The organism is Paenibacillus nasutitermitis (genome assembly GCF_014641075.1).
GTDB classification, from domain to species: Bacteria; Bacillota; Bacilli; order Paenibacillales; family Paenibacillaceae; genus Paenibacillus_Z; species Paenibacillus_Z nasutitermitis.
Genome location: NZ_BMHP01000006.1, coordinates 166,780 through 180,296 on the forward strand (window position 1 = coordinate 166,780; position 13,517 = coordinate 180,296).

Annotated in this window: 13 protein-coding genes; 7 read left to right on the forward strand and 6 right to left on the reverse strand. The window is 50.4% G+C overall.

Annotated elements, in window-relative coordinates; genetic code table 11:
- The first annotated feature begins 92 nt into the window (after positions 1-92).
- From IEY46_RS29350 to IEY46_RS29375, 5 genes are all read left to right on the forward strand, one after another.
- Positions 93-698, forward strand: a complete 606-nt coding sequence (locus tag IEY46_RS29350) for a TetR/AcrR family transcriptional regulator (protein ID WP_188997839.1) — start codon at positions 93-95, stop codon at positions 696-698.
- A gap of 4 nt (positions 699-702) precedes the next feature.
- Complete coding sequence (locus tag IEY46_RS29355) at positions 703-1,629, forward strand: ABC transporter ATP-binding protein (RefSeq protein ID WP_188997840.1); 927 nt, start codon at positions 703-705, stop codon at positions 1,627-1,629.
- The gene (locus tag IEY46_RS29360; RefSeq protein ID WP_188997842.1) at positions 1,626-2,405 is read left to right on the forward strand and encodes an ABC transporter permease; all 780 of its coding nucleotides are present in this window, start codon (positions 1,626-1,628) and stop codon (positions 2,403-2,405) included. Before IEY46_RS29355 ends, IEY46_RS29360 begins: the two co-directional genes overlap by 4 nt.
- Positions 2,406-2,750: 345 nt before the next feature.
- Positions 2,751-3,086 (forward strand): transposase, encoded by a 336-nt coding sequence (locus tag IEY46_RS29370; RefSeq protein WP_229750621.1) that lies wholly within the window; start codon positions 2,751-2,753, stop codon positions 3,084-3,086.
- A 447-nt stretch (positions 3,087-3,533) separates the two neighbouring features.
- Positions 3,534-4,184, forward strand: coding sequence for a DedA family protein (locus IEY46_RS29375; RefSeq protein WP_188997847.1), 651 nt, complete (start codon positions 3,534-3,536; stop codon positions 4,182-4,184).
- 608 nt (positions 4,185-4,792) lie between these two features.
- Here the strand turns inward: IEY46_RS29375 and aroC are convergent.
- Positions 4,793-5,848 carry a chorismate synthase gene (aroC, locus tag IEY46_RS29380; RefSeq protein WP_188997849.1) on the reverse strand — a complete coding sequence of 352 codons (1,056 nt, stop codon included), beginning with the start codon at positions 5,846-5,848 and terminating at the stop codon, positions 4,793-4,795.
- A gap of 98 nt (positions 5,849-5,946) precedes the next feature.
- Here aroC and IEY46_RS29385 point away from each other — a divergent pair, with 98 nt between their 5' ends.
- Complete coding sequence (locus tag IEY46_RS29385; RefSeq protein ID WP_229750622.1) at positions 5,947-6,879, forward strand: LysR family transcriptional regulator; 933 nt, start codon at positions 5,947-5,949, stop codon at positions 6,877-6,879.
- Between the two features lie 67 nt (positions 6,880-6,946).
- Here IEY46_RS29385 and IEY46_RS29390 read toward each other — a convergent pair whose 3' ends face one another.
- The 5 genes from IEY46_RS29390 to IEY46_RS29410 form a co-directional block, all read right to left on the reverse strand.
- Positions 6,947-8,392 (reverse strand): MDR family MFS transporter, encoded by a 1,446-nt coding sequence (locus tag IEY46_RS29390; protein ID WP_188997850.1) that lies wholly within the window; start codon positions 8,390-8,392, stop codon positions 6,947-6,949.
- Between the two features lie 75 nt (positions 8,393-8,467).
- Complete coding sequence (locus IEY46_RS29395; RefSeq protein WP_188997852.1) at positions 8,468-8,902, reverse strand: MerR family transcriptional regulator; 435 nt, start codon at positions 8,900-8,902, stop codon at positions 8,468-8,470.
- Between the two features lie 158 nt (positions 8,903-9,060).
- Entirely contained in the window at positions 9,061-10,065 is a 1,005-nt protein-coding gene (locus IEY46_RS29400) for an SGNH/GDSL hydrolase family protein (RefSeq protein WP_188997853.1), read from the reverse strand.
- A gap of 102 nt (positions 10,066-10,167) precedes the next feature.
- Complete coding sequence (locus IEY46_RS29405; RefSeq protein WP_188997855.1) at positions 10,168-11,163, reverse strand: alcohol dehydrogenase catalytic domain-containing protein; 996 nt, start codon at positions 11,161-11,163, stop codon at positions 10,168-10,170.
- A gap of 28 nt (positions 11,164-11,191) precedes the next feature.
- On the reverse strand, positions 11,192-12,139 hold the full coding sequence (locus IEY46_RS29410) for a zinc-dependent alcohol dehydrogenase (protein ID WP_188997856.1): 948 nt from the start codon (positions 12,137-12,139) through the stop codon (positions 11,192-11,194).
- 237 nt (positions 12,140-12,376) lie between these two features.
- Here IEY46_RS29410 and IEY46_RS29415 point away from each other — a divergent pair, with 237 nt between their 5' ends.
- A complete protein-coding gene (locus IEY46_RS29415) occupies positions 12,377-13,477 on the forward strand; it encodes an aminotransferase class V-fold PLP-dependent enzyme (RefSeq protein WP_188997857.1) in 1,101 nt (366 codons plus the stop codon).
- Positions 13,478-13,517: the final 40 nt, after the last annotated feature.

Below are 13,517 nucleotides of genomic sequence, written 5' to 3' on the forward strand. Positions count from 1 at the left end.
AAGTTTTTCTTTGAAAAATTTATAAGGTCGGTATATAATAATTGTGAATATGAAATATTTTTATTCACAAGTTCATACGAGGAGGATTATAGATGCCAAGGGGATTTAGTGAGCAAGAAAGACAAGTCATTACGAATTCTCTTATAGAACAAGGAAGGATCCTTTTTAGCAAATTAGGGTTTCAAAAAACAAGCATACTTGAAATCACCAAAAATGTTGGAATTGCTCAAGGGACCTTTTATAAATTCTTTCATTCAAAGGAAGAATTATTTTTCGTTATCCTTGAAATGGAAGAACAAAAAATACGGGAACAATTTTTGAATATTGAAGTTTGCAGGGAAGACCACCCTAAGAAAACAATTAAAATAATCCTTAAAAAGATGATTCACACAATCGAAACAAATCCACTTATTCGTGAGTTGTATATTGGAAGCAATATGGAGGAAATGGTGAAGAGACTGTCTCCGGAATTACTTGAGAAACACTTCATGAAAGATTCTAATGCCCTTTTGACTTTGGTTGAAAAATGGAGATCTTTGGGGATACATGTGAAGGAAGATCCAACTGTTATTGCTGGATTACTTCGCTCCTTGTTTGTCCTTACACTTCATGAAAAGGAAATAGGTACATCCGTCTATAAGGAAACAATGAATTTGTTTGTTGACCTTATTGTTGATGGGCTTATTAAGGAGGAGTGAAAAAATGCTTCAAGCCATTCAAACAAACCGGTTATCCAAAAGTTATAAAGACTTTCAAGCTGTTAAAGATGTTTCATTAAGTATAAATAAAGGTGAAATTTATGGTTTTATTGGATTAAATGGAGCAGGAAAAACCACCACCATTAGAATGTTGCTTGGAATGATCCGACCTACTTATGGTAACTGCTATATAAATGGTGAGAAGGTAAATCATAAAAATCGCAGTATTTGGGAAAAAGTTGGGTATATGGTTGAAACACCCTATTCCTATCCCGAACTCTCGGTAGAGGAGAATCTTGAAATCTATCGTCGTCTTCGATTGATTTCAAATCCCCAAGTGATATCACAGGTGATGAATCAACTGAATTTAGCACAGTTTTCTCGAAAAAAGGCGAAAGACCTTTCGCTAGGAAATGCTCAACGACTGGGTATTGCTAAAGCAATTCTACATTCGCCGGAAATATTAATTTTGGATGAGCCGGTAAATGGACTAGATCCTGCAGGAATTGTAGAAATAAGAGAATTACTTCGGGATCTGGCTTTTAATAAAGGGGTAACTATATTAATTTCAAGCCATCTCCTTAGTGAAGTTGCCAAAATTGCTACAAAAATTGGCATCATTCATGAAGGTCAGTTAATACAGGAAATTGAATCAATTGAATTAAATAAACTTCTTAACCAACGTCTAATCATTGATTCTCTTGATAACAAATCTGCTGTTTCTAAACTATCATTAGCTGGCTATACCTCACAATTAAATGAAAATGGAATTATCGAGACCTATAACAAGAAAGCCATTCAACATCCAGAAGAGATATCCCGTTTTCTTGTTTACAAAGGATTCCCTCCAACTAAGTTAATAGTGGAAGAAGAGGACTTGGAATCTTATTTTTTAAGAATTATCAGAGGGAAGGGAGAGGTAGTGCAATGAGCTATTTTTTTGCTACACTTCAGGCTGAGGGACTGAAAATTTGCAAATCCAAAGTCATTTGGATTACAGTAATAGCTTTTACAATTGCCCCTCTGATGGCTGGATTTTTTATGTTTGTATTGAAAAACCCGGAGTTTGCTAAAAGTTCAGGATTGCTGGGGGCTAAAGCACAAATTGCGGGAGAAGCAAATTGGCCCTCCTATTTAAGTTTACATGCCCAAATGATTGCAGTAGGTGGAATTCTAGTTTTTGGATTTGTTACAAGCTGGATATTTGGGAGAGAATATGCTGACCGCACGGTAAAGGATCTCTTGGCACTACCTTATTCAAGAGCAGTTATTGTCATCGCCAAATTTATTGCATCTTTTATAACAAATATCGTATTAAGTGCTTATATTGTGACCCTTGGTTTCTTAATTGGTTGGATAATCGGGCTGCCACAATGGTCTTCAGCGATATTGACACATGGTCTTTATGTACTGGCAATAGTCACCATTTTAACGATAGCCCTATGTACTCCAGTCGCTTTCTTTGCTGGTTACGGTGGAGGATATTTAGCTCCGTTAGGTTTTGTTATTCTCACCCTTGTTCTCTCCCAAATAGTTGCAGCTGCTGGCTTTGGTGACTACTTTCCATGGGCTATACCAGCAATCTATAGTGGGATAACAGAGGGTGGAAGTGCTCTGGGTTGGAATAACTTATTAATCATTATCATTACCAGTTTATTAGGGTTCTTTAGTACCTTATATTGGTGGCTATTTGCAAACCAGCATTAAAAAGAAATAATAATGTATTTATATCATTTCAATTTGTAGAGACTACATTACTACCTCCTTTATTGCCCAAAATGTGGTACGGTTGCTAATCTAAATAAGCATGGTAAAAAGTAACAGTTATTCTTTGATTTGCCGATGCACGCTAAACGAGTGGGCATCTTCGTTTAAAGACAACGATACAAATGTAATGAGTGTGAGGCTACATTCTTTGAAAGCCTTCCAGATATAGATGAAGGGCGAGACAACTCATGAGAGACCGTTATGTGCTTCTTACAAGGCGTAAAGATCTTAACGACTTCGATGATCAAATAAAGTTGCAAGTGTGGACTGATAAGTGCCCGTTACTTGGTCAAGCATACGAACTTAAAAAGCAATTCTTTGACATCAATGAAGCCGAATCAATCAACGAAGCCTCTGTACAAAAACTGGCTTTCAAATGTCCCTAAGGAATTAATTACATTTTTTGAAGATCTTATTAAAGAAATGAATAATTGGGAAGAGGAAATATTCAACTATTTCAGTTCCCCCATCACAAATGCCTATACAGAGTCCCTAAATCGTTTAATTAAGACAATGAATCATGTTGGTCGTGGTTACTCATTTGAAGCCCTAAGAGCAAAGATTTTATTCACTCAAGGCTATCGTAAAGTGAAAAGGAAAAAGAAATTCAAAGATTGTTGAAGTTACTTTCGGAAAAATGTTACCTGATCAATTCCCAAATTGGGAACAAACTGGCTATGAATGGGTGTTTGAAGAAATCTATGGTGCTGATTTTTCCACACTGACTAAGGCAATGGAGGAGGGTTCTTTTTAACCCCCTTTCCACACTATTTTCCGATTACCCCTTTTAGATACTTATAACTTGAGATTTCGCAGGATGATCATATAACTGTCTCTTCTACTTCCACATTAGGTCTATTCCATTATAGTTTTTTGTAGACGACTCCGGCCCGTTACAAGCCACTAAACTAAATAGCCAATCTGAAAAACCAGCAAACAACCACAACTGCATCCCCTTAACACCACGACCATAGTCCAGCATCAAACCATCCCCTGGACCATTATGGCTCTTCGATAATTTCTCTACACTTAAGAAACAAACGGATCGAAGTTAAGGGGAATAACGATATGCAATGGATCACTCAGCTTTTTGAGCAGTACGGTTATCTGGTTTTGTTTTTCGGATTGTTTACAGAGTCGATTGCGCTGCCCTTTCCCGGGGAGCTGGCTATGGCGGTCTCCGGACATATTTCCGTCGTGGGGAATTTTCATTTGGGATGGATTCTGCTGTGCGCCTTCCTGGGTGCGACGATCGGCACAACGCTCACGTATTATGTGGGCCGGAAGCTGGGCACTCCTTTTTTTGAAAAGTACGGGAAATACTTTTTCCTCACTCCGTCACGGCTTGCTAAAATAACGATTTGGTTCGACAAATATGGCACCAAGCTGCTGCTGGTCAGCTATTTTATCCCTGGCCTCCGCCATTTTACCGGTTATGTATCCGGTGCGCTGCGCATCCCGGTTCGCACGTTTTTCCTCTATAACCACTTTAGCGCTTTAATATGGGTGACCGTCTATGTCATGATCGGCAAATTATTTGGCAATGAGATTGAACATATTCTTCATCTGATCGGGCGTTATTCAGTCCGCGCCGTATTTATCATTGCCGCTCTCCTGGTTATCGTCATCTTGCTCAAACGCCATAAGCAAACCGTTCTCAAATGGCTAACGGACCGGTTCAAATCCCTCTACAAGGCGTTTGTCCGTTCCCAATCCTAAATCATTGAAAAGTAAGAGCCGGCTCACGTGAAGCCGGTTCTTTTTGCCGTTGCTGTACGATGAAACTCCCTGGAAGGTATGCATGTTTGTCCCGTTTGGCCTCCCAGCCGCCAAATTGATGTAGCGAGCTGGAACGGGACATATTTTCTCGATTTCAAAGGTAATGAATCTTCCACTTTCAGCCGATAATTTATATAGAATCCTTTCGATGCAGGTACCTGCCCGAAGCATGGGCGCTTGAGGTCTTATTCTTACCATAAAAGGGAATCATATAAATGAGCTGGGTCGAGCATGGAGGGGGAATCTTGATGATGATACGAGGATGGAACTGGGGAATGCTGGCCGCTATCGGGTTCTCCGCATTGGTCTGGATAGTGGTCATTGTTTTGCTTGTTAAAATGTAAACATGCCGCGCTGACCGCGCGGCATGTTTTGTTCAGATCTACCGATGCGCCACCTGGCGCAGAGCCTAGCCGCATAACGTCCGGCGTCCTTCATATTGACGTACGGGATGCCGCCTCCAAGCGTGCGGGCCGGAATCCGTACCGCCGGCCAGAGTGTGATGCAGTGCACCGTTACGTCGTTAAGGGGGAGGTAACCACCTACCCTTAGGCTTTCATCGCCGCCTGGCGCTTGAAATGATCCTCCAGCACGAGACAAGCCATGGCTTCGACGACGGGAACAATGCGCGGGCAGATGCAAGGATCATGCCTGCCTTCGGTGCGGATCGTCTGCTCTTGCCCGCTGGTGTTGACCGTTTGCTGCGGCAGCGAGATGGAGGACGTCGGCTTCACCGCAACGCGCAGCACAATATCCCCACCTGTACTGATTCCGCCAATAATTCCGCCTGCGTGATTGCTCGTAAAGCCCGCAGCATCCATACCGTCGTTATGCTGGCTGCCCAGCATGGCCGATGCCGCGAATCCCGTTCCGAACTCGATTCCTTTGACGGCCCCGATCGACAGCATCGCTTTGGCCAAATCCGCATCCAGCTTATCAAAGACCGGTTCGCCGATACCCGGCATCACCCCGCGTATCCGGCATTCGACAATGCCCCCGCAGCTGTCGCCGGCATCCGCCAATTCTTCAATCCGGGCAATCATGCGGACAGCCGCTTGCGGATCGCAGGCTCTGACTGCGTTTTGCTCAATCTGATCTTCCTGGAAGGTCTCGCAGCGAATGCCGCCGATTTCCGTCGTATACGCCGTCACGCTCACGCCCCTGTGCTCCAGCAGCTTGCGGGCTACCGCTCCTGCCGCCACTCTGCCGGCCGTTTCCCTTCCAGAAGCCCGTCCACTGCCTCTGTGATCCCTTATTCCATACTTCTGCAAATAGGTGAAATCCGCATGACCCGGGCGAAAAGCATGCTGGATCTCCGAATAATCCCCGGATTTCATATCCTTGTTGAACAAAATTATAAACAGCGGGGTTCCTGTTGTTTGCCCCTCATAAATCCCGGACAGAATGCTGACCGTGTCATATTCCTTGCGGGGCGTCGTCACAGAGGACTGTCCCGGCTTTCTGCGGTCCATTTGAACCTGAATATAAGCTTCATCAATTTCAATCCCCGGTGTAACGCCATCGACGATCACGCCGACGGCCTCCCCATGGGACTCCCCGAACGTCGTTATCCGAAACTGCTCTCCGAATGAATTTCCCGCCATGTTCCTGCTTCCTCCTCTTTGCTGACTAAACCGTTCTTTGACTAGTGCTGCCTGTTTCCATTATAGTTTGGGTAATGAAATTAATGAAATTGCAATAATTGATATCTGTCATAGAGGTGATCTATATCACGAACCACCCGCAGCTGAATATGGAATGGTACCGCATCTTCCTCCACACGGCCAAGCTGGGCAACCTGACCAAAGCCGCACAGCAGCTCCATATGACGCAGCCATCCGTCAGCTATGCGATTAAACAGCTGGAGGAAAACCTTGGCGTCAAGCTGTTCGACCGGCTCTCCAAAGGCGTCCAGCTGACGCCGGAAGGCGCCGCGCTGCTGGACTACGTGGAACCGTCCTTCGCCCTGATCGATTCTGCGGAGCGCAGACTGCAGGCCCTGAAGGACTTTGCCGCCGGGGATCTGCGGATCGGGGCCAGCGGCCCGATGTTCAAGCATCTGCTGCTGCCCGCTCTGGATTCCTTCCGGATCGGACACCCCGCTGTACGCATCCATCTGTTCCAGGGAAAATCTTCGGAAATCGCCAAGCGCCTGAAGGATGGCCTGCTTGACCTGGGTCTGGTTCATCAACCCATGGACAACGATCCCGAGCTCGACATTACCACACTCGCAGCCATACAGGATTGCCTCGTCGGCGGTCCGGCTTACCGCGGATTGGCCGCGCACCCCTTGTCAGCGCCGGAAATCGCAAAAATCCCGCTGCTGCTTCTGTCTCCAGATAGCAGCACCGGGCAGTTTATCGGCCAATGGCTGGGCGCTCAAGGCGTCCGTGTGGAGGCCGCCATGGAGCTGAGCAGCCTCGAAATGCAGGTGGAATGCTGCGAACGCGGGTATGGCGCCGCATTTGTGACACGCCGCTTTGTGGAGCAGCAGCTTGCAGCCGGCAGTTTATTGGAACTTCCCACCTGCACTCCCATCCCGCCGCGAAGTGTCGGCATTGCCGCGCGGAAAGGGCTGTCCCTGTCGCTGATTGCCGGGCAGTTTATGAAGGAGCTGTCCCGGCACAGCGGATAATTCCGCCGATTTGACCCGGCCCGATCCGGCCCGATCCTCGCGCTGAACTGGCACACAACAGAACAGATCAGGCTTGAGGCGCAGCAAGCAGCTCCTCGCTCACTTCCTTATGTTTCTTGCGCAGCAGGAAGGTGAACGGAATTGCAAGCACGACCAGTGCGGTGCCGATGATGAATACCTCCTGAACCGACTTGGACAATGCCAGACTCTGGGCATCCGGTGCTCCGGGCTTCATGTCTTTCAGATGGGCAATCGTCCGGGCGGACAGGATACTGCTGAAAATACTGACGGACAGCGCAGCGGTTCCCTGGCGGATCCAGTTCGTGACGGCTGAGGCATGCCCGCTGAACGTGCCGGGCACCGCCGTCATGCCGGCATTGGTAACCGGCATATTGCTCAGCGAGATGCCCACGTACCGGATAGCCAGCCACGAGGCGATAAAGAAGGTACCGCTTGCCAGATCCAGCCGGCTGAGCTCCCAGGTCGCAAGCGCCATAATGATGACCCCCGCCAGGATCAGGCGGAACGGCCCGACCTTATCATAGATTTTGCCGACCATGAAGGAGAAGAACGCCATGGCAATCGTCCCTGGAAGCATAATAAGCCCGGTATCCAGCGAAGAAACATGCTGGATATTCTGCATGTAGATCGGCACCAGAAAGGTGCCCGCGTAAAGCGAAATCGTAATGATGCAGTTGATGATCAGGCTGTACGTGAACCGGGGGATTTTGAATACCCGCAAATTCAGCAAAGGAGCGCTGCTGTGCAGCGTCCGGATAATAAAATACGTCACAATTGCCACACCGGCGATAAATAACGCGATCGTCTTCCATGAGGTCCACCCCCAGTTGTGGCCCTCGCTGAAGGTAAGCAGCAGAGAGCTTGTGCCTGCAATAACGGCAATGAAGCCGATGACATCCAGCTTAATCCCGCGGCTCAAACGGTAATACGGAATAAACCGCTGGGCGAAAATCACCGCCAGTATACCAATTGGCAAATTCATCAGAAAAAGCGATTTCCAGCCGAAGTATTCAGTCAGCCATCCCCCAAGGGTGGGACCGAAAGCAGGCGCCAGCATGGCCGATACGCTCCACATGCCAATGGCCAGCGCCTGCTTTTCTTTACGGATCACCTGATAAATAATCGTCATCGTCGTCGGCATAATAATACCGCTGAACAAACCCTGCAGTACCCGGAACACAATCAGCGACTGCATACTCCAGGCAAGCGCACAGAGCCCCGAAGTAATTGTAAAACCAAGCATCGCATACACATATAACCGTTTGTAGCTGATCTTGTCGCCCATAAACCCGATAATCGGCGCAATCACGCCAGTCGCCAGCATAAATCCGGACATCATCCACTGCACAGTATTCAGCTCGGCATGAAAATCCGTCATAAAGACGGGCAGCGCCACATTAATGGTCGTTGTGCTCAGCACAGCCATGAAATTACCGAAAAAAACTGCAATAATAATATTCCAAAATGAAGATTGTTCTTCTGCATGAGTCATAAATTCAATTCCCTCCAGCTTTGGCCTTGCCCTGATTCCGGTTCCTTACGGTTCCTTACGGTTCCTTACGGTTCCTTATGATCCCTCCGCTTCGTACCTGCCGATTGCTTCCCTGACACGCCGGTTCAAGACGTGTAACTCCTCTTTAAACGTGTCCATCCGTTTCATCTTTAATTCAATCATATCCATTTCCCGTTCCAGCACTTCCGAGATTTCCAGGAGGCTGCGCCGGCGCTCAGCGCGGTCTTCCAGTGATTGGACAGCATGACGGTAATGGTCGATCCTTTCATTCATCTTGACGAACTGCTGCAGCTCCTGCAGCGAGAAGCCCAGTACTTCCTTGGCCAGCACGATCTTGTTCAGCCGGTCGATATCCGCTTCCGAATACAGGCGCATCCCGCCTTCTGTCCGGTCCAGCGTTTCAATCAGTCCCAGCTCTTCATAATAGCGGATCGTCCGCTTCGTCAGGCCGGTCTTGGCCGCTGCATCCTCGATCTTGTAGGTTTTCATAAGGCTTTCGTCCTCTTTGCGTCCAGATTAATGGATGATTTGAATAGCATATCGCAATCAAACGTTAACGTCAACGTAAACTATGAGTGATCATAACAAAAAGCAGGAATCCCATTTCATAGGTTCCTGCTTTTTTTCACAGCTATTCATTGCCGTTGTTAGCCTTCCATCATAGCCAAGAAGCCATGCATGTAAAGCTCATGTCCATAATCATTCGGATGATTGATGTTGTTCAGCAGCAGACTCTCCGGTGTCTTGCCGGCAGCGAGCTCCTGCACCCATACGGCATAAGCATCCGCCACCGGAATGCCGCACTCGCGCCCCAGTTCGTGGAGCACCGCTACGTATTCACCCATTCTGCCGCTGGTATGCTGCCAATACGGATTGGGCGTGCATGACGCAACCAGAACGATATCGCAATCGCATTGGCTGCGCAGCGTTTCGATGATGGTACGGATATTCTTCTTGTATTCCTGGGGCGGAACTCCGGGACCATGGTCATACAGGTTCTGATCGTTCATTCCATATCCGATGGTGACCAGATCCGGCCGGCAGGGCACAATATCCTGCTCTACCCGCCCGGCGCCGCCCGTGCTGTCTTCCCCCCCGATTGCTTTGTTCACAATCTCGATACGGCTTCTGCCATCGCCGAATTTCTCCGTCAGATAGCGGGCGAAACGGCCGAAGAACGCCAGCTCATCTGTGCTGGCTTCGCCACCTGTGCTGATGCTGTCGCCTAGCACGGCAAAAGTCACCGGCTCTCCATTCTTTAGCTTGGAAATGACGCGGGGAAGCAGCTTCGCCGCATCCCGCTGCCCGCCAATGCTCTCATCTTCCGCTTCATAATCATATTCGGCATAGAAGGTATAAGCCTTGTTGCTGTAATCGGGGAACAGATTATGATCGAAATTGCGGATGCCGCAGAGCGGGTGGCGGGACCAGTCAGGTATCCGGCTGTCCGCAGTCCTGCGCAGCAGCCCTTCTTCAACATCAACTGTGTAGTCCGTTCCTTCGGCATAAGACATATTGTCTTCATGGGATGGGTCGGCTTGGCTGCGTACCGCAAACAATCCCCCGGAAACCGGCTTATAACGCAGCACAAGTGGCTCTTCCCCTTGCAAAACAAACGATTCCGCCTGCTGTCTTCTGACTGTACTGCCCACTTATTCCCTCTCCTCGTTCGCATCCAGACCCTATGTCAGGATGGTTGATCTGGTCACCCGGCCGCCCCTCCAGGGGCAGCAATTATAACCTTCTTCCTTAGCTTATCTCCAATCGAGCACAACGCCAAGGAAAAACTCCTGCTTAGCCTGGATCATATCCCAGGCTTTCGCCGCCTCATGGGCCGGCAGCGTATGCGTAATAAGCGGAATCGTCTGGATCCTCCCGTCGGCAATAGCCGCCAAGGTCGCGTCCATCCGTTCCGGCTGCCAGCCCGAAGGGCTGTGCAAGGTGATCTCCAGAGGCCGCAGCTCCTGAATATCCACCATGCCTTCATTTCCGAGAAACCCTGCCGACACCAGGTGGCTGTTCACTTTCATCTTCGGCAGAATGGCGCGGAATACAGACATCGCGCCGACCGTATCCACCACAGCCTGGATATCCGAAAAACCTTCCACTGCTTCCTCCATGCTCACCTTGCGCAAATTCACACGGCCCACAGCGGCGGGCAGCAGCCCGAGCCGTCCGTCATTCCGCCCCAACACGGTCACATCCGCTCCTCTTGAGAGCAGCGTCTGCGCAGCCCACTGGCCCACAAGACCGTCACCGATTACAACCGCCCGGTCACCTGGCGTTATGCCCGGCCGGATGCCGCAATTGTATCCGACCTGCGCCAGCACCAGCGGCGCATAGGCGAGCGCCTCCGGCCCGCCAGGCGTATCCGGCAGCTTCCATATCTGGCTGACATGCGTGACTGCCGGATTGACATGGCCCCCGGTGGAGAAAGCCATGCCTTCCACACCGCTGACGGAAGCAAATACACGGTCGCCCGGTTTGACGGATGTGACGCGGCTGCCTACCTCGCGTACAATACCGACCTTCTGGTAGCCGGCCACCTGCGGGAACGGCAGAATATCCCCTTCGCGGGTCACCTGCTCTCCGGTGATCCGCTCGCCCCGCAGGAATGACTGCTCCGTTCCGATACTGATCCAGGAATGCTCCACATCCACAACGACATCATCGGGTCCCGGATCCGGCGCTTCCACCTCCAGATAAGCGACCTTATTCACATCTGTAAATACTACTGCATTCGCTTTCATAATGGCCTCCGCTTCTATTTATGAATTCTTACAAGTCCTCGCCGGGATACGAAAACACCTTAATCGCCTGCTGCGAGGTGAGCAGATCGACGGTCTCATTATAACGGCTCAACGGCATATGATGGGTTTGCAGGCATTCCGTATTCAGCCCTTTATTCGCCACCAGATCAATCATCAGCGCCTGATCCTCCGCACCGAAGCTGCGGTATTTGTATGACTCCAGCTTGAAGCCCTTGAACCACAGCTCCCCCGGATAACGGACCTCGCCTTTGAGCACCCCAAAAATAACCAGATGGCTGTCGGTATGCTCCAGCACGTTCTGCACCGATGGAGCTGCGCCGACACAATCGTAGCCCAGATCGAAGCGCTCGCCGCCCAGTTCATCGGAATGCTTGGCTTCGCCGATTCCGAGCGAGTTCACGTAATTGATCCGGTCTCTGTTGATATCGATCGCCACAACCCGCTCAGCTCCCATAAGCCGTGCAGCCTGGAGAGCCAGAATGCCCGCAGGACCCAGTCCGGATACCAGCATGGACTTCCCCTTCAGGCTCCCGAATTGGTGCAGCCCGATCAGGACGCATTTAAACAGCTCAAAGGAAACCGCCTGCTTCCAGGACACTTCGTCCGGCAGCTTGATCAACTCATGCACGCGGTAATTCAGATATTGCGAATAAGCGCCGTTTCCGCTCAAATGCTCCAGTGCCGCGACCCGGTCGCCAACCTTCAGGGCTGTTACCCCGCTGCCTACAGCTGTAATCGTTCCCGCCATTTCATGTCCGGGGGCACCGGGCATCAGCGGATATTCCGGCTCCTTGGAGGCATCGAACATATCCTTGCCTCCCATCATGCTCATATCCCAGCGCGGACAGGTGGAGACGATATGGATTTGTACGGTAACCTGATCCTCTTGCAGCTCGGCCAATTCATGCTCGACAACCGTATAAGCACCTTTTCCAGTGATTTGCAAACTCTTCACAAGCTCACATTCCTTCCCATATTTTAATTGATTCCGACTCTACCGCAAGTGTACAATAACGCTGTCCGATCGTCTTTACACAGAATGCTGCACTTTATCAGACTTACACAGCCGGTTATCCGCCTTTTTGAAAGACATCCGGAATGCGGTTTGCACAAAATCAGAATGGGCCCGGAAAGCTGCGGAGCTGCGATTTGTTATTCGGTCAAGTAGAGACCGCTGAAGGGGATGACTGTAATGTCCATTTATGCCAGGCTGAAGCTGAAAACGATCATAAACGCCGCAGACTCCTATACCATCATCGGAGGCTCCCTGATGCCCCCGGAGGTCGTGCAGGCGATGTCGGAGGCAAGCCGTCATTTTGTGCGGATCGAGGAATTGCATAATGAAATCGGAGCGCGCATCGCACAGTTCACCCGGAATGAAGCAGCCATGATTACGAGCGGGGCAGCCGCCGGATTAGCCATTGCAACTGCCGCCTGCCTTACCGGCATGGACGCGGATATCGCGAAGCGGCTGCCCCTGCCCGGTCATGACCGCACAGAGGTTATCATCCACCGCTGCCAACGCAGCGGCTTTGACACTGCTGTGCGCCAGGCGGGAGCGGTTCTGGTGGAAATCGGTAATGACGATGCCACAAGCGACCAGGAACTGGAGCAAGCTATCAACGCGAGAACGGCAGCCATCATCTATTTGGCCGGAACCCGCTATGAACGGGGCGCCCTCCCCCTGGATAAAATGATCGCGGCAGCCGGCCGGCACGGCATTCCCGTTATTGTGGACGCCGCCGCGCAGCTCCCGCCGGTAGACAATCTGTGGGCGTTCACGCAGGCCGGCGCCGCGATGGTCATTTTCTCCGGCGGCAAGACGCTGCGGGGCCCGCAGAGCAGCGGGCTGATCGTGGGCCGGAAGGAATGGATTGCCGCCTGCCGGCTTAATGGCAGCCCAAATACCGCCATCGGGCGGCCCATGAAGACAGGCAAGGAAGAGATGGCCGGCCTGCTGGCAGCGGTCGAGCGGTATGTCGGCCTTGACCATGCCGCCGAGCGGGCACGGCACGAACGATTCACAGAGCGGATTTGCCAGCATCTGAATGCGCTTGGCTTTGAAGCCGCGCGCGAGTATCCCGGCCCGACAGGCCAAGACTATGCGCAGGCCAAGGTGGGAATGGGCACGACGGGTCTGCTTGCAGGGGAAGCAAAGAAGGGACTGGAAGCAGCGGACCCTGTCATCATGACCGGCATCACCGGAGATGGCCAGGCGCTGCTCATTAACCCGCTCCATCTGACAGAGGATGAGCTGGAGGTCGTTTTGACGGAGATAGAGCGCCTGTTGTAAAATGCGCTGCTTCTAGATAAGAGTGACAACAGGGGTTGGC

Excerpts from the sequence above, each read along its gene's own strand:
- IEY46_RS29350 (WP_188997839.1), top strand. The coding sequence starts at position 93 with ATGCCAAGGGGATTTAGTGAGCAAGAAAGACAAGTCATTACGAATTCT.
- IEY46_RS29355 (WP_188997840.1), top strand. The coding sequence starts at position 703 with ATGCTTCAAGCCATTCAAACAAACCGGTTATCCAAAAGTTATAAAGAC.
- IEY46_RS29360 (WP_188997842.1), top strand. The coding sequence starts at position 1,626 with ATGAGCTATTTTTTTGCTACACTTCAGGCTGAGGGACTGAAAATTTGC.
- IEY46_RS29375 (WP_188997847.1), top strand. The coding sequence starts at position 3,534 with ATGCAATGGATCACTCAGCTTTTTGAGCAGTACGGTTATCTGGTTTTG.
- aroC (WP_188997849.1), bottom strand. The coding sequence starts at position 5,848 with ATGGCGGGAAATTCATTCGGAGAGCAGTTTCGGATAACGACGTTCGGG.
- IEY46_RS29390 (WP_188997850.1), bottom strand. The coding sequence starts at position 8,392 with ATGACTCATGCAGAAGAACAATCTTCATTTTGGAATATTATTATTGCA.
- IEY46_RS29395 (WP_188997852.1), bottom strand. The coding sequence starts at position 8,902 with ATGAAAACCTACAAGATCGAGGATGCAGCGGCCAAGACCGGCCTGACG.
- IEY46_RS29405 (WP_188997855.1), bottom strand. The coding sequence starts at position 11,163 with ATGAAAGCGAATGCAGTAGTATTTACAGATGTGAATAAGGTCGCTTAT.
- IEY46_RS29415 (WP_188997857.1), top strand. The coding sequence starts at position 12,377 with ATGTCCATTTATGCCAGGCTGAAGCTGAAAACGATCATAAACGCCGCA.